This window comes from Alishewanella aestuarii B11, from assembly GCF_000280055.1.
GTDB lineage: Bacteria > Pseudomonadota > Gammaproteobacteria > Enterobacterales > Alteromonadaceae > Alishewanella > Alishewanella aestuarii.
On sequence record NZ_ALAB01000024.1, the window covers coordinates 118,010 to 134,465 of the forward strand.

Genomic DNA, 16,456 nt, shown 5'->3' on the forward strand with positions numbered 1-16,456 from the left:
AAATCTTAAGAGGGTGTATCGATGAAACGGGTGTTGTTATTTCTGGCAACTAACTTAGCGGTGATTTTAGTTCTGAGCATTGTATTAAATATCGTGTTCAGCTTTCTGGGAATAGACCATAGCAGTATCGGCGGCTTACTGGTGTTTGCCGCGATTTTTGGCTTTGGTGGCTCCTTTATCTCGTTACTGATGTCTAAGTGGATGGCTAAGCGCTCTACCGGCGCTGTGGTGATCACTCAGCCGCGTAATGCTACTGAGCACTGGCTGATGAATACCGTGGCCAAGCAAGCGAAAGCGGCAGGCATTGGTATGCCGGAAGTGGCGGTCTATGACTCGCCAGAAATGAATGCCTTTGCTACCGGGGCTAACCGTAATAATGCGCTGGTCGCCGTATCTACCGGTTTGCTGCGCAATATGAGCGAAGATGAAGTCGAAGCGGTGTTGGCACATGAGGTGTCTCACATCGCCAATGGCGATATGGTGACGCTAACGCTGATCCAGGGCGTGGTGAATACCTTTGTGATTTTCTTAGCGCGTTTAATTGCCGGTGTGATTCGTAACAACAACCAGCAAATGGGCCAGCTGGCGTATTTTGCCATCGTTATCGTACTGGAAATGGTATTTGGTATTCTGGCCAGCATCATTGTGATGTGGTTCTCGCGGCAGCGAGAATACCGGGCTGATGCCGGTGCCGCCCGTTTAGCCGGTGCCGGTAAGATGATTAAAGCGCTGGAGCGGTTAAAGTATAACCATGAAAGCCGCCTGGAAGGCAGTATGATGGCCTTTGGTATTTCCGGTAAGAAAGCCAAATCAGAACTGTTCTTAAGCCATCCACCGCTGGAAAAACGCATTGCTGCGTTGCAAAACAGCCGGCAGTTTTAAGCCTTAACTTAAGTCTGCAATTAAGCCTTAACCGACAGCACCCCGCACTAGCGGGGTGTCTGCTATCTGGTGCGTTACCGCCAGTTAAACCTTACGTACAAACTCCGATTTCAGGCTCATGGCGCCAAAGCCATCAATTTTACAGTCGATATCATGATCGCCTGACACCAGCCGGATATTCTTCACCTTAGTGCCAATTTTCACTACTGCTGAAGAGCCCTTCACTTTTAGATCTTTAATTACGGTAACGGTATCGCCGTCCTGCAGCAGGTTGCCGGCGCTATCGCGGATTTGCAGTCCTTGCTCAGGGGTTGCGTTGTCAGTCGCAGACCATTGATGGCCGCAGGCCGGGCAAAGCAGCAACTCGCCATCCTGATAGGTGTATTCAGCCTGACAACTGGGACAGGCGGGTAGGGTTTGCATAGGGTACTCCCACTGACGAAACCGGCGATTATAGCCGACAACAGCACGGCTGTCGTGCCGCTATTTCGCCGCTTTATCTTCGTTATTCAGCTAAATGCCGCGCCTGCACCGTCTTTGGCCGGATAATTTGCTATGCTGCCAGTTCGCTTTTTTGCCTTGCACGCTGCAGGCTATGTTAAGGAGAGCTTATTTATGACCCTGGCGCTGATCCCCGCACCTATTATCGCGGCTTTTAATCCACCGCGGCGTATTTTAATGGGCCCCGGGCCTTCTGATGTCTATCCGACCGTGCTGGCAGCACAAAGTAAACCTACTGTCGGCCATTTGGATCCGCTGTTTGTCGGCATGATGGATGAACTGAAACAACTGCTGCAATATGCGTTTCAAACCCGCAACGAGATGACGCTGGCCATCTCCGCACCGGGCTCAGCCGGGATGGAAGCCTGTTTTGTCAACCTGGTAGAGCCGGGTGAGAAAGTGATCGTTTGTCGTAACGGCGTGTTTGGCGAACGGATGCGGCAGAATGTCGAACGTTGCGGCGGTATTGCCGTGACGGTCGATCATAGCTGGGGCGAACCGGTCGATCCGGCTAGGGTTGAAGATGCGTTGAAACAGCACCCGGATGCGCGCTTTTTGGCCTTTGTGCATGCGGAAACCTCGACCGGAGCGCGATCAGATGCCAAAACGCTCTGTGCGTTGGCCAGGCAGTATGATTGTCTGAGTATTGTGGATGCCGTCACCTCACTCGGTGGTGTCGAGCTGCGCGTAGATGACTGGGGCATTGATGCCATTTATTCCGGCAGTCAGAAATGTTTGTCTTGCGTACCGGGTTTATCACCGGTGTCTTTCTCGCCGGCTGCAGTGGCAAAAATCAAAGCACGTAAGACGCCGGTGCAAAGCTGGTTCCTTGATCAAAGCCTGGTGATGTCCTATTGGAGCGGCGGTGCTAAACGGGCTTATCACCATACGGCACCGGTTAATACGCTGTATGCGCTGCATGAGTCGCTACGCTTACTGGCGGCAGAGGGCTTGGAGCAAGCCTGGGCCAGACATCAGGCGATGCATCAGCAATTAAAGCAGGGGTTACACCAGCTTGGGATCGACTTTGTGGTGGCCGAGCCTTATCGGTTACCGCAGCTGAATGCCGTTTATATCCCGGCCGGCGTGGATGACGCCGCTGTGCGTAGCCGTTTGCTAAACGACTATAACCTGGAGATTGGCGCCGGCCTTGGCGATCTGGCCGGTAAAGCCTGGCGCATTGGCCTGATGGGCTTTGGCGCCCGGCGCGAGAACGTGGCGCTGTGTTTACAGGCACTGGGGGAAGTTCTGCGTTAGTTCGGGTTGATGGTTAGCAACAAGCCAGCGTTTCAGTGCTGGCTTTTTTTATCGTTTTTTCCGGTCATTTGAGCGGCTGTGACTACCCGTGGTAGCGGCATTCTGTTAGTTTCTGGCTATTAGAATAACAATATAACAGCAATGAGGTATTCACCATGGCTATTGGCCGCCGTTTCCCGCTAACCCTACTTTCTCTGTGTTTTGCTAGCTGCTTTAACCCAGCATTGGCCAGCACAGCAAGCGAAGGCTACTATCGTTTTCCGGCTTTGCAGCAACAACAACTGGTGTTTACCGCTGAAGGTGATATCTGGAAGGGCAGCCTTGGTCAGCAACAGGCGCAGCGCCTGACAACCCATCCGGCACTGGAGCGCGATCCCTTGCTCGCCGCTGATGGTCAGACGCTGTACTTTGTCGCCAATTACGAGGGGACGGATGAGGTTTATCAGCTGGCACTGAGCGGTGGCCCGGCCGAACGCCTGACCTTTGAAAACAGCCGGGTGCGTTTGTTACAAAGCCTGAGCGATGGCCGGTTGCTATATGCTACCGATAACGCCAGTGGCCCGGCGAATTTCTGGCAATTGACCTTACTCGATCCAAAAACCGGCCTCAGTACCATACTGCCGCTGGCCGATGCCAATAACGGTCAGCTGGATGAGAGCAGTAATACGCTATTTTTTACCCGTTTTGGCCTGCATCTGACCGGGGATAATGCCAAAGTTTACCGCGGCGGCGCCATGGGCGAGCTGTGGCGCTGGACTTTAGGCTCAAGCGTAGAGGCCGAGCGTTTATTGCCGGAACATGCTGGCTCGATCAGCCAGCCACAGGTGGCTAATGGTCGGGTTTACTTTGTCAGTGATGCCGATGGCAATAGTAATATCTGGTCGGTCACCTTAGCTGGTCAGGATCTGCAACAGCATACGCAACAGCAAGACTGGCGTATTGGCCGCTTATCGGTCAGTGGCGGTAAGGCGGTGTATCAATTGGGTGCCGATCTGGTGCAGCTGGATCTGCAGACGGGGCAAAGCCAGACGCTGCCGTTACAACTGGCGTCGGATCGGCTGCAACAACGCGAGCGCTGGCTGGATAAGCCGCTGAGTTACCTCACTGACGTCACGGCTAATGCGAATACCAAACAAGCGGCCTTAACGGTACGAAGCCAGATTATCCTGGTCGGCCAGGACAACAGACGCACAGTTCAGATCGCAACACCAGAAGGCAGTCGCTCCCGGCAAGCCTTGCTGAGTCATGATGGTAACTGGGTGTACGCTATTAACGATGCCAGTGGCGAAAACGAGATCTGGCGCTTTGCTGCCGATGGTGCTAACCGTGCTGAGCAATTAACCAAAGACGGGTCAACCTTCCGTTGGGGCTTACAGCTGTCACCGGATGGCCGCTATCTGGCGCACGATGATAAAAACGGCGATCTCTGGTTACTCGATCTGCAAACTGGCAGTAATCGCAAAATTTATCAGCAAGGCTGGGGACATTCACCCTACGCCGATGTGATATGGTCAGCAGATAGCCAGCTACTGGCGTTTACGCTGAATCATCAGCAGCGACCACGCAGTCAGGTGGTGCTGTACAGTCTGGGGGAGCAGCGCAGCGAAGTACTGACCAGCGATAAATATGAATCCTATGCCCCGGCCTTTAGCCCGGATGGTCTCTGGTTGTACTTTCTCTCTGATCGTCAGTTCCGCGCCACGCCATCAAGCCCCTGGGGCGACCGTAACCTGGGGCCGATGTTTGATAAAAGAGCAGAAATCTTTGCCCTTAGCCTGAAAGCCGAGGCCTGTTTCCCCTTTGCGCCGGCGCAAGAGCTGGTTAACTGCGATAACAAGGCTGCCACCGAGACGATGCAGGGCAGTCGCGCGCAGCGTATCGATTGGCAAGGGCTAGCCAGCCGTTTATGGCAGGTGCCTGTCAGCGCCGGCAATTACCGGCAATTAAGTTTGAATAATGAACGGCTTTATCTGCTAAGCCGCGAGCAGGGCGAGCAGGCGTCCGAATTACTGACCGTTAATGTTGCCCAGCGTGCGGTGAAAACCAGCAGCGTTAGCAAAGGCGTGGCGCGTTATCAGTTAAGTGCCGATGGCAAAACCCTGTTTATTCAAAAAGCGGCGCAGGATAACAGTGGTGAGCTGTTATTGGTGCCGGCCAGCGATAAGTTACCGGCGGATCTGAGCACGGCCCGGTTAAATACCGCAGCACTGCGCCTCGCGGTGGTGCCACAAACCGAGTGGCGGCAGATGTTTAATGACGCCTGGCTGATGCACCGCGATTTTCTGTTTGACAAAAATATGCGGGGGCTGGATTGGCAAGCGACCCGCAGCAAGTATTTACCGCTCTTGCAGCGCGTTACAGATCGGCACGAACTGGACGACCTGTTATCGCAAATGATGGGCGAGCTAAACGCCTTGCATTCGCAGGTGCGCGGAGGGGAATATCGTGACGATCCCACCGCGCCCGGTGCGGCGAGTCTGGGTGCGCGTTTAAACAATCAGCCGGGCGGGGTGCAGATCGCACATATTTATCAGACCGATCCGGAACTGCCGGCTCAGGCCTCACCGCTGGCAAGACCAGGGGTTAATATTCAGGCTGGTGATCTGATTATCGCGGTGAATGGTCAGCGCATCAGCAATCTGGCGGAATTGACCACGGCACTGCGTAATCAGGCGGGTCGCCAGGTGTTACTGGAGCTAAAGCGCGGTAATACCGCACTGAAGCGTATTGTCGAACCTGTGCCGGCGGCGCAGGAATCGATGTTACGTTATCAGGACTGGGTGCAGCGCAATTTGCAGCAGGTAACTGAGGCATCAGCCGGGCGTTTTGGTTATTTGCATCTGAATGCGATGGGGCCGGCAGATATTGCCAATTTTGCCCGTGAGTTTTATGCCCATTTCCAGAAAGAGGGCCTGATTATCGATGTGCGGCGCAACCGTGGCGGCAATATTGACAGCTGGATTATTGAGAAGCTGTTACGCCGGGCCTGGTCGTTCTGGCAGCCAACCCATGGCGCGCCCTATACCAATATGCAGCAAGCCTTCCGCGGCCATTTAGTGGTGCTGGCTGACCCCTTGACTTACTCTGATGGCGAAACCTTCTCCGCCGGCGTGCGGGCGCTGGGCCTGGGCCCGGTGATTGGGCAGCGAACCGCCGGTGCCGGTGTCTGGTTATCCGGCCGTAACTTACTGGCCGACCGCGGTGTGGCGCGGGTAGCGGAAACGCCACAGTTTGCCATGGATGGCCGCTATATCATCGAGGGTTATGGCGTAGAACCGGATATTGAGGTGGTGAATTTGCCTTATGCCAGCTTTAACGGCCAGGATGCCCAGTTGCAGGCGGCACTTAACTATTTAACCACACAGTTAAGCCGCCAGCCGGTACAACCGCTGCGGGCGGCACCGCTGACACCGGCGATAGCTGAGGATATTAAACGCTGATTAAGCTTGCTTTTTTGCTGCCCCGGCGTATCTTGAATAAAAAAGGCAGAGAAGGAGTGACTATGCCATTTAGTGCTGAGCTGATAGAAGAGTTACGGGTGCTGGCGTTGTTTAATCTGGATAGCATCAATTCCGGGATCAAAGCGCACAAGGTCGCGCAACCTGAAGTGTTGGCGGCTATTAGCCGCCTGTATGCCAAAGGCTTGATCAGCCAACCGGACGGCGGCTATCTGACTGATCTGGGAATCCACTGTGCGGAGCAATTGCAAAGCACTTTGCGCATTTTGGGTGCACATCAGAGTTAAGTGCTGTTGTACGGCATATTACGGGCGCTTTAGCGCCCGTAATTGTTTACGCTCACGCTTGATAAGCTGCTGCAACGGGTAAGCCGCCTGCTGATTACCGGCAAAGATCAGCTGTTCATAGTGCTGGCGCAGCTGCTGCAGTAGCTCAGCCTGACCCGGATTGGCTGTTGCCAGCCGGTTTAGCCAATGACTCAGTGGTTCAGCACTTTGCCCGGGTGGCGGCAACACGGACAATACCTGACGTCGCCAGTGGTCCGGCGCCTGTTGCTGTCGCAGCCGCTGCTGGCGGTAGCGTACCAGCGTATAAGCCATCAGCAGTGACAGCACTCCGAGTGAGATAGCGACAAGCAGTGGCCAATAGTGCAATAACGCGGCGAGTTGCTGCCACAGCACCGATTGCTGGTTTTGATCAAAGCCTAACACCCACACCGCCCACAGATAATCCAGATGTGACCACTGTAATGCCAGTTGTTGCAGCCAACCTGGTTGCCAGCCACTGAGTAACGTGCGCTCCGGTTCACTTAGCGCCTGCGCCAGCCCCTGTAAAATCCGCTCAGGTGCAATGGCCGCAGTGGGGTCAAACAAATGCCAGTAGCCATCCTGCAAATACTCAACCCAGGCATGGGCGTCACGCTGGCGCACAATTAAATACTGCTGACTAGCTTGCCAGTCGCCGCCCTGATAGCCGCCAACCACCCGTGCCGGTACGCCGGCAGCTCTAAGTAACATCGCGCTGGCTGAGGCATAGTGGCTACAAAAACCGCTGCGGGTTTGAAACAGAAACTGATCAATGGCATCGGCCCCTAGCATTGGGGGCTCCAGCGTGTAGTAAAAGGCTTGTTCACGAAATAGCGTGGCCAGGGCCGCACTCAGCTGATGGCCATCACTACCATATTGTTGTTGCAGCTGCATGGCCAATTGCTGGCTGCGAGGATTACTGTTGCCGGCTTGTTGCAAGTTAAGCTGCCGCTCAGCGTTTGCCACCAGTGGTAACGGGCTTAACAGGCTGCTGACCTGATAACTAAGACGCTGACTGATCAGTTGCGTACTTTGCAATAGCGCTGCCGGACGCGGCTGCAGGTTTTCGCTCCAGCTCAACGGCAGGCCGAGGCTAAACACATCGCGCTGAAAACTGCTCTCTGCCAGTACCTGATAGTCGAGCCGGTTTTGGCTATTACTGCTTGCCGGGGTGGCCAACGCCGTGAGCTGCTGCTGTCGCCGGTCAAAACGGCTATGCTCCTGCCAGCGGCGGCCATCAAAGTGTTCATAGACTTTAGCACGCCAGTACCAAAGTTCGCGGGCTGGCGGCGGCCCGTTAAAACTGACCCGAAAAGCCAGGGCATCATTTTGTACCAGCCGTTCAATACTGCCGGGATCCAGTTCACTGCCAAGGCCGGTACTGGCTTGTTGCTGATTCGGCATTTGCCACAGCGGCGGTAAGCGCGGGAACAACAGGAAAAGCCCGAGCCAGATCGGCAACGCCAGTGCCACGGTTTTTAATAACGGCTTAAGTTTAAGTTGACTACTGTTCGGGGCAAATAACTGAAAATGCAGCGTTAAGTTCAGTGCTAACAAACCAAAAATTAGCAGTGCCATTAGCATTTGCTGATAAAAAATAAAACCGCAACTGAGCGCAAAATACTGCACCCACAGCAGTTGTATCGCATCACGGCGTAATTTCAGGCTAAAGCTGCGTCCTACCGCAGAGAGCAGCAGAATATGAAACATCAGATTCATCGCACCGATACTGCGCGCCTGCCAGAATAGCAGCAGTAACAGCGGTGCGAGCAGCCAGTTGATCTGGCGTGGACTTAGGGGTTCAGCCTGCTGAATGAGCCGCAGCAGCAACCAGCCAAATAATAACAGGAATAAAGCGCTGCTCCAGGCAGTAAAGGCATCCTGAAACAGCAGCAAGATACTAAATTGCAGCGCCACAGCCAGCTGCTGCCAGCGCCGGCTAAGTTGCAGCTCCTGGGCTAACATAACGCCAACTCCTGTAAGCAGCGTTGCAAATGTTGCGTGCCCTGGCCCAGGGCCAAGGTTTTGCCCGGTAACAATAAACCATAACGTGAACCGGCACCTTCCAGCTGTTGTAAACGGTAACAGGCGTGCTGCAGAGCCAGCTCCAGCGCCGCGCCACTGGCATTAGGCACCTTAACCCACTGCTCATTTACGGTATTGCCGTCCTGTTGCTGGCGGACTATTGGCTGTTGCGGGTTGGTCGCCAGTTTTTTCCACAGTATGCGCCGGGGTTGGTCACCCGCCTGATACGGTTTTAACCATTCGCTGCCTTCCAGCGGTTGCGTCTGCCCCTGATTATCCGGATCCTCGTCGAGGTTTTGCTGGCCGGTCGGCGCCAGCGCTGCCGGATAGACCCAAAGCTGCGCACTGAGCGCCGGATAACTCCAGCAATTGAACAGTCCGAACGGGAACTGGCTACTGAGTTTAAGCCGTGGTAATTCATAACAGCCGCGGCTAAGCAGCGGTAACTGCAATGCGAACGCCAATTGACCGGAAATGACTGGCACCAATTGTTGCAGCCGTTGCCCCTGTAAACCCAGTTGCAGCATCTGACAATTTGCGCTGTTAAGCTGTAGCGGTAAGGCCGCAGGCTGATTAGCGAAGGTTTCGGCATCGGCAACCACGCTAAGTTTAAGCCGGTACAGGTTATAAAACGCCAGTAACATCGTCAGCAACAATAAACTCAGCAGCATAAAGCTGCTTAGCAGGATCAGATTATTCTGATAATTGGTGCCCAGTAAATACAGAATCAGCACCAACAGTGCAAACCATAGCCCAAGGCGGCTTGGTAAAATATAGATCCGCTTTTGCGTCAGGCAGACGCTGGGTTGCGCCGGTTGGCTACGCGCCAGATAAGCCTGAAACTTTTGCTGCAACAGCCGCTTTAGCATAAATAACAAGGCCAGCTTAAACCGGGCAGGGTGTTTGTTCCAGCAGCTGCTGGCTAAGTGGCGACAGACCTGCCACGCTTTGTGGGTTTAAGCGGTGCTCGGCTAAGTACGGAAAGACGTTTTGTACATCTTCGGCGGTGGCATAATCCCGACCTTGTAAAAAGGCCAGAGCCTTTACCGCCCGTACCAGGCCTTTGCCGGCGCGTGGCGATAATGGCAGCATACCGCTTTGGCCGCGACTGGCCCGGATCAACGCCAGCAGATAGTCCAGCAACGGCTCACTGAGCTTCACCTGTTGTAACTGTTGCTGCATCGCGATCAGTTGCTCCGGCAACAGCGCGCGGCTGATAAAGCTCAGGCGAGAACCCTTGCTGTCGTCACGGAGAAGCTGCTTTTCTGCGGCCGCATCAGGAAACCCCAGCGATAAGCGGAATAAAAACCGGTCCAGCTGCGACTCCGGCAAGGCATTAGTACCGGAGTGAAAATGCGGATTCTGGGTGGCTATTACAAAGAACGGCTCTGGCAGAGGCCTGCTATCGCCGTCAATGGAGACCTGACGCTCTTCCATGGCTTCGAGCAGGGCGCTCTGGGTTTTTGGGCTGGCGCGGTTAATTTCATCAGCCAGCAATACCTGACTAAACACCGGGCCTGGTTGAAAATAAAATTGCGCTGACCGGGCATCATAAATATTCATTCCCAACAGATCAGCGGGCAGCAGGTCGTTGGTAAATTGCACCCGCTTGTAGCTTAAGCCGAGCGCATTGGCCAAGGCATGCGCCAGCGTGGTTTTGCCCATGCCGGGTAAATCCTCCAGTAGCAGGTGGCCTTGCGCCAGTACTGAAGTTAACGCCAGACGGATCTGCAGGCTTTTACCCAGAATGACCTGATTCAGTTGTTGTTCGATATGATGTAGCTCGGCTAACACCCTGACTCCTTAAAAAATTGCTATGGTCAGGGCTGTTACTCCTGAACCCTTAGGTTGATGCTTCCTGTAGCCACCGTACCAGTTCAGTCCGATTCCGGCTATGGGTTTTTTTAAAGATGGCAGATACATGGACCTTTACGGTATTGGCACTGATTTGGAGCTGTTCGGCAATTTCTTTATTCCGGGCGCCTTCGGCGATCAGCATACTAATGCGTTGCTCCTGATCGGTGAGTAACGACGGCAGTTTAATCCGTTTATTCGACTGTTCACGCAACTGGAACAACGCATCCAGCGCATCAGACATCACCTTGCGGCCGTAATAAAGCTGACCAGACATCAGGGTTTGCAAGGCAATTTTGATAATGTCGGGTTTTTCATCGTTGTAGATCACGCCGCGTAAGCCTGCAAATAAAGCGCGGTTTGGATCAATCAACTGGCGCTCGGCCTGAAATAAAAACAAGGGCACCTGCCGGCTGACACTGAGTAATTTAGCGGAAAATCCTTTCTTGACCGAGGTTTCACTGCTGAATTGGTATCCGGCCAGAATACCTTTATACTGGCGCTGCGCTGTGAAAGCGGCGAGGGTGGTTTGCTCGACATCAATGCCAACGGCACGGGCATGACGACACGTACTAAGTTGTTCAGTTTCATCAGTGAGTAATATCAGGCGTGAAAACCTTTCCATAACAGCTACCCTTATCGCGAATACTCTAACTATATAACGTCAGACCACAATTTGAAAAGCAAAGACGCATGAAGAGAATACTTTTTGTTTGTTTAGGTAACATTTGCCGCTCACCAACGGCACATGCTGTGCTGCGACAGTTAGCGGTGCAGCGGGGGCTGGAGTTAGAAGTCGAGTCTGCCGGTACCAGCGCCAGCCATAAGGGGGAGCCACCCGATCCGCGCTCGGTACGGGTTGGTTCGGCGGCCGGCTATGATTTTTCAGCGCTGCGCTCCAGACCAGTAATGGATGCTGACTTTGCCTATTACGATTTGATTCTGGCGATGGATAAGCAAAACCTGCGGGAATTAGCGAGCCGTTGCCCAGAGCCCTATCAGCATAAACTGCGCTTAATGCTGAGCTTTCATCCTGAATATCCGCGCTATCAGGAAGTACCTGATCCTTATTATGGCGGCAGTAAAGGCTTCGAGCTGGTGTTAAGGTTATTGGAAGAAAGCTGTCAGCAGCTGCTGCAACAATTGCCGGCCTTAGCTGAGCCAGAGGGTCAATCAGCGCGATAGCAGGCACTTTGCTGCGAAAAAGTGTCAGCTCAGGATTGAATTTACGTCCAGAAGTCTATAAGTTTAGCGGGTGTGTAACTAACTTACAGGAATAGCATCGTGACCACCTGGACGCCACATAGCTGGCGCAACCTGCCGATCCAGCAGCAACCGCAGTATCGGGATCAGCAACTGTTAACCCAAACAGAACAACAACTGCACAAATACCCACCTTTGGTTTTTGCTCAGGAAACCCGGGATTTGTTTAGTCAGCTCGGCCAGGTGGCCGAGGGGAATGGGTTTTTACTACAGGGTGGTGATTGCGCTGAAAGTTTTAACGATTTTAATGCGCCGAAGATCCGCGATACCTTTAAAGTATTAATGCAGATGGCGGTAGTGCTGACCTTTGCCGGTGGTTTACCGGTGGTGAAGGTGGCACGGATGGCCGGGCAGTATGCCAAGCCACGCTCCAGCGATCTGGAAACCATTAACGGCGTAAGTTTGCCGAGCTATCGCGGTGATATCGTCAATAGCTTCGAGTTTACCGCGGAAGCGCGGGAGCCGGATCCGGCACGGTTGATCACCGCTTATCATCACTCTGCGGCAACGCTAAATTTACTGCGTGCCTTTGCGCAGGGTGGTCTTGCCGATTTGCACCAGGTCGCGCGCTGGAATATGGGCTTTGTTGAAAGCAACCCGCTAAAAGAGCGTTATATGAGTGTGGCAAACCGCATTCAAGAAGCGCTGCGCTTTATGGAGATTTGTGGGATCACGGCGCAAAACTCGCCGTCGATCCGCGAAACCCAGCTGTTTACCTCGCATGAAGCCCTGTTGCTGAATTACGAAGAAGCCTTGACCCGGCGGGATACCTTAACCGGCAAATGGTATGACTGTTCGGCGCATATGGTGTGGATTGGTGAGCGTACCCGGCAACTGGATCATGCGCATCTTGAGTTCTTCCGCGGCATTCATAACCCGGTCGGAGTGAAAGTAGGGCCAGGCATGCAGGAAGATGATTTAATTCGTCTGATTGATGCGCTAAATCCGGATAACACCGCGGGCCGTTTGACCCTGATCACCCGGATGGGCGCCGATAAACTGGCAGATAAACTGCCGGCACTGGTTCGCCGCGTGAAGCAGGAAGGCCGTAAAGTGGTCTGGAGCTCAGATCCGATGCACGGTAATACCGTGAAAGCCAGCAATGATTATAAAACACGGGATTTTGAAGCCATTTTGCGGGAAATTCGCAATTTCTTTGCCGTACATAAGGCTGAGGGTACCCATGCCGGCGGTATTCACCTGGAGATGACCGGTGAGCATGTCACTGAATGTACCGGTGGCGCCTATGGTCTGAGTGAAAGCGACTTATCCAGCCGTTACTTCACCCAGTGCGATCCGCGCTTAAATGCTGATCAGGTACTGGAACTGGCGTTTTTAATTGCTGATACGTTAAGCGCCGCCCGTAAATAAGCTTAAGCCCTGACTGTTTCTTTGGTCAGGGCTTTTTCTCTGTCCTGCTGCTACCCCAAGCGTACTAATACTTCTGCCGCTTCAAGCCAGTCATAGCGATAATTTTCGCCGAAATCTCTTCTATCGATAACTGGGTTGAGTTTAAAAACGGGATCTGCTCGCGCTGATATAAGCGTTCCACCTCTTTTAGCTCCAATGTGCACTGGCGCACCGAGGCATAACGGCTGTTGGGCCGGCGCTGTTCGCGAATTTGGCTTAAGCGTTCCGGACTGATGGTCAGGCCAAAGAGTTTAGCTTTATGTTGTTTTAGCTCCGGCGGTAACCGCAGAGCCTCCATATCTTCTTCGACAAAGGGGTAGTTCGCCGCTTTGATGCCGTATTGCAGCGCCAGATAGAGACTGGTCGGGGTTTTGCCGGAGCGGCTGACGCCAATCAGAATAATATCGGCCTGGCTAAAACTCTTCATGTTGGCGCCATCGTCATTGGCCAGCGCAAAATTGACCGCGTCAATCCGAAAATCGTAGGTTTTCTCATGCATGCTGTGGGTGCGGTGGGTTTTCGGCACCGGTGCCAGTTGCAGCTCCTGTTGCAGCGGCGCGACAAAGGCATTTAAAAAGTCATAACAGATGCCGTTACTTTGGCTGATCTGTAGCCTGAGTTGCTCGTCAACGAAGGTATGAAACACCAGCGGCTTTAAACCTGTAGTTTTATAACAGTCATTAATGCGTTGCACCACCTGCTGTGCCATGGCGAGCGTTTCGACAAAGGGTATGGTAACGTGCTCAAATTGCGCGGGAAACATCGTCAATAATGCATGGCCAAAGACTTCTGCGGTAATGGCAGTACCATCGGAAATATAAAAAGCAGTGCGCACGTCAGCTCCATTTCTTGTAAAAAAACTACATGAAAATTAAAGGTTTTCTTACTTGCAGCCAAAGTGTAAAATCGCTGCGATTGTAACCCTTGCTGTAAGCTTACCTGCTTGGCAACAAAAATTGGAGAGAAAGGTGCAAGAATTCGTCATTTGGTATCAGGACCTGGGAATGCATGATGTTGACCGGGTCGGCGGCAAAAATGCTTCTTTGGGCGAAATGATCAGTAATCTGGCCTCGGCCGGGGTGCAGGTGCCGGGCGGTTTTGCCACCACGGCCTATGCCTTTAATCAGTTTTTAGAGCAAAGCGGCGTCAATGAGCGTATTTATAAACTGCTGGATACGCTGGATGTTGGTGATATTCAGGCGCTGTCAGAAGCCGGCAAGCAGATCCGGCAATGGGTTATCGATACGCCGTTTCAGCCTGAGCTGGAACAAGCGATCCTCGCAGCCTACCAGCAATTACACCCGGACAGCAGCCAGGATGTCTCCTTTGCCGTGCGCTCCTCAGCTACAGCAGAAGATATGCCGGATGCCTCCTTTGCCGGCCAGCAGGAAACCTTTTTAAACGTCCGTGGCTATGATGCGGTGATTACTGCGATTAAACACGTGTTTGCGTCGCTGTTTAATGACCGTGCTATTTCTTACCGGGTGCATCAGGGCTATGACCACCGCGGTGTGGCCCTGTCTGCCGGCGTGCAGCGGATGGTGCGTTCTGATCTGGCCTCATCCGGTGTTATGTTCAGTATTGATACTGAATCCGGTTTTGAAGATGTGGTCTTTATTACCTCGTCTTACGGCCTGGGTGAAATGGTGGTGCAGGGCGCGGTGAATCCGGATGAGTTCTATGTGCACAAACCCACGCTGGCAGCCGGCCGGCCGGCGGTGGTAAAGCGTAACCTGGGTAGTAAGCTGCTGCAGATGGTTTACTCCAGCGAACAGGGGCATGGCAAGCAGGTAAAAATTATTGATGTTGAGCAAAGCGCCAGACGCCAGTTCTCACTAACCGACAACGAAGTCGAGCAACTGGCGGCGCAAGCGGTGATTATTGCCAAACATTACGGCCGGCCGATGGATATCGAATGGGCCAAAGATGGCGTAGATGGCAAGCTCTATATTGTACAGGCACGGCCGGAAACGGTAAAAAGCCGCGAAGATAGCAACAGTATTGAGCGTTACCAGTTACAGGCGAAAAGCGCGGTACTGGTAGAAGGCAGGGCCATTGGGCAACGGATTGGTCGCGGTACCGCCAAGGTGCTAACTGATATTTCACAGATGGATAAAATTCAGCCGGGCGATGTGCTGGTTACTGATATGACTGATCCGGATTGGGAACCGATTATGAAGCGCGCCTCGGCTATCGTCACTAACCGTGGCGGTCGTACTTGTCATGCTGCCATTATTGCCCGCGAGCTGGGGATCCCGGCTGTTGTTGGCTGCGGTGATGCAACGGCGAAAATTCAGGCCGGGACTGACGTTACCGTATCCTGCGCCGAAGGCGATACCGGCTTTGTTTATCAGGGCCTGCTGGACTTTAATGTGGTAACCAGCCAGGTTGATCAGATGCCAAAACTGGATCTGAAAGTGATGATGAACGTCGGTAATCCGGAACGCGCCTTTGCTTTCTCGCGTTTACCGCATGCCGGTATTGGTCTGGCGCGGTTAGAGTTTATTATTAACCGGATGATCGGCGTGCATCCCAAGGCGCTGTTAAATTACGCCGGTCAAAGCGCCGAGTTAAAAGCAACCATCGATGAAATGACGGCCGGTTATGCCGATCCGGTGGAATTTTATATCGCCAAGCTGACCGAGGGTATTGCTACGCTGGCCTGTGCCTTTGCACCGGAAAAAGTCATAGTACGGATGTCAGACTTTAAATCCAACGAATACGCTAACCTGATTTGTGGTCAGCAGTATGAGCCGCACGAAGAAAACCCGATGATTGGTTTCCGTGGTGCCTCGCGTTACCTGTCAGAGGATTTCCGCGATTGCTTCGCGTTAGAAGTAGAGGCATTAAAGCGGGTTCGTAACCAGATGGGGTTTAGTAACGTCGAAATTATGATCCCCTTTGTGCGCACCCTGGAAGAAGCCGCCGGAGTGATCGACTTGCTGGCCGCACATGGTTTAAAACGCGGCGAGAATGGCCTGCGGGTTATTATGATGTGTGAGCTGCCGTCTAATGCTTTGCTGGCTGAAGAATTCCTCGAATATTTCGATGGCTTCTCGATTGGCTCTAACGATCTGACGCAGCTGACGCTGGGACTGGATCGCGATAGCGGTTTGATTGCGCATTTGTTTGACGAACGTAATCCGGCTATTAAAAAGCTGTTGGCAATGGCAATTCAGACCTGTAAAGCCAAAGGCAAGTATATCGGCATCTGTGGTCAAGGGCCTTCGGATCATGAAGACTTTGCCGCCTGGCTGATGGAGCAGGGTATTGAAAGTGTGTCGTTAAATCCGGACACTGTGGTCGATACCTGGCTGTATCTTGCTGAAAAATATGGCAAGCCTCTATAACAAACGTTAAAGACTATCGGTGTTAAAATCCCGCCTTTTGGCGGGATTTCTTTTATATCAGCATAGCCATAGCGCCGCGCTTATGGCAAATTAAGGGTGTTAGCCTGCCAGGGCGGCACAGAGCTGGGCGCAGATGGCTTTAGCTCGACAA

Annotated in this window: 13 protein-coding genes; 7 read left to right on the plus strand and 6 right to left on the minus strand. The window is 53.1% G+C overall.

The window, feature by feature from the left end; translation table 11 throughout:
- Positions 1-21: 21 nt before the first annotated feature.
- Entirely contained in the window at positions 22-882 is an 861-nt protein-coding gene (gene htpX / locus AEST_RS08560; RefSeq protein ID WP_008608463.1) for a protease HtpX, read from the plus strand.
- An 84-nt stretch (positions 883-966) separates the two neighbouring features.
- On the opposite strand, the gene AEST_RS08565 is transcribed toward htpX, so the two are convergent.
- A complete protein-coding gene (locus tag AEST_RS08565; RefSeq protein ID WP_008608465.1) occupies positions 967-1,305 on the minus strand; it encodes a zinc ribbon domain-containing protein YjdM in 339 nt (112 codons plus the stop codon).
- Between the two features lie 204 nt (positions 1,306-1,509).
- Between AEST_RS08565 and AEST_RS08570 the strand changes: the two genes are divergently transcribed.
- The 3 genes from AEST_RS08570 to AEST_RS08580 all read left to right on the plus strand — a co-directional run bounded on the left by AEST_RS08570 (position 1,510) and on the right by AEST_RS08580 (position 6,385).
- The gene (locus AEST_RS08570) at positions 1,510-2,640 is read left to right on the plus strand and encodes a pyridoxal-phosphate-dependent aminotransferase family protein (RefSeq protein WP_039925337.1); all 1,131 of its coding nucleotides are present in this window, start codon (positions 1,510-1,512) and stop codon (positions 2,638-2,640) included.
- Between the two features lie 155 nt (positions 2,641-2,795).
- A complete protein-coding gene (locus tag AEST_RS08575) occupies positions 2,796-6,080 on the plus strand; it encodes a S41 family peptidase (RefSeq protein WP_008608468.1) in 3,285 nt (1,094 codons plus the stop codon).
- Between the two features lie 62 nt (positions 6,081-6,142).
- On the plus strand, positions 6,143-6,385 hold the full coding sequence (locus AEST_RS08580; protein ID WP_008608470.1) for a TIGR02647 family protein: 243 nt from the start codon (positions 6,143-6,145) through the stop codon (positions 6,383-6,385).
- A gap of 18 nt (positions 6,386-6,403) precedes the next feature.
- On the opposite strand, the gene AEST_RS08585 is transcribed toward AEST_RS08580, so the two are convergent.
- Genes AEST_RS08585 through AEST_RS08600 form a run of 4 tightly spaced genes read right to left on the minus strand, consistent with a single transcriptional unit; the run spans position 6,404 to position 10,907 of the window.
- The gene (locus AEST_RS08585; RefSeq protein WP_008608471.1) at positions 6,404-8,368 is read right to left on the minus strand and encodes a transglutaminase TgpA family protein; all 1,965 of its coding nucleotides are present in this window, start codon (positions 8,366-8,368) and stop codon (positions 6,404-6,406) included.
- The gene (locus tag AEST_RS08590; RefSeq protein ID WP_008608473.1) at positions 8,362-9,297 is read right to left on the minus strand and encodes a DUF58 domain-containing protein; all 936 of its coding nucleotides are present in this window, start codon (positions 9,295-9,297) and stop codon (positions 8,362-8,364) included. The genes AEST_RS08585 and AEST_RS08590 overlap by 7 nt, the downstream gene beginning before the upstream one ends.
- A gap of 16 nt (positions 9,298-9,313) precedes the next feature.
- Positions 9,314-10,222 carry an AAA family ATPase gene (locus AEST_RS08595; protein WP_008608474.1) on the minus strand — a complete coding sequence of 303 codons (909 nt, stop codon included), beginning with the start codon at positions 10,220-10,222 and terminating at the stop codon, positions 9,314-9,316.
- A 49-nt stretch (positions 10,223-10,271) separates the two neighbouring features.
- Positions 10,272-10,907: a response regulator transcription factor gene (locus tag AEST_RS08600; protein WP_008608475.1), complete on the minus strand. Its 636-nt coding sequence runs from the start codon at positions 10,905-10,907 to the stop codon at positions 10,272-10,274.
- Between the two features lie 68 nt (positions 10,908-10,975).
- Between AEST_RS08600 and AEST_RS08605 the strand changes: the two genes are divergently transcribed.
- Complete coding sequence (locus tag AEST_RS08605) at positions 10,976-11,467, plus strand: low molecular weight protein-tyrosine-phosphatase (protein ID WP_008608476.1); 492 nt, start codon at positions 10,976-10,978, stop codon at positions 11,465-11,467.
- A gap of 99 nt (positions 11,468-11,566) precedes the next feature.
- Positions 11,567-12,916, plus strand: a complete 1,350-nt coding sequence (locus tag AEST_RS08610; protein WP_008608477.1) for a class II 3-deoxy-7-phosphoheptulonate synthase — start codon at positions 11,567-11,569, stop codon at positions 12,914-12,916.
- A gap of 64 nt (positions 12,917-12,980) precedes the next feature.
- On the opposite strand, the gene ppsR is transcribed toward AEST_RS08610, so the two are convergent.
- Positions 12,981-13,790, minus strand: a complete 810-nt coding sequence (ppsR, locus tag AEST_RS08615) for a posphoenolpyruvate synthetase regulatory kinase/phosphorylase PpsR (protein ID WP_008608478.1) — start codon at positions 13,788-13,790, stop codon at positions 12,981-12,983.
- Positions 13,791-13,923: 133 nt separating this feature from the next.
- On the opposite strand from ppsR, the gene ppsA reads away from it, so the two are divergent.
- Positions 13,924-16,305: a phosphoenolpyruvate synthase gene (ppsA, locus tag AEST_RS08620; protein ID WP_039925338.1), complete on the plus strand. Its 2,382-nt coding sequence runs from the start codon at positions 13,924-13,926 to the stop codon at positions 16,303-16,305.
- Positions 16,306-16,456: the final 151 nt, after the last annotated feature.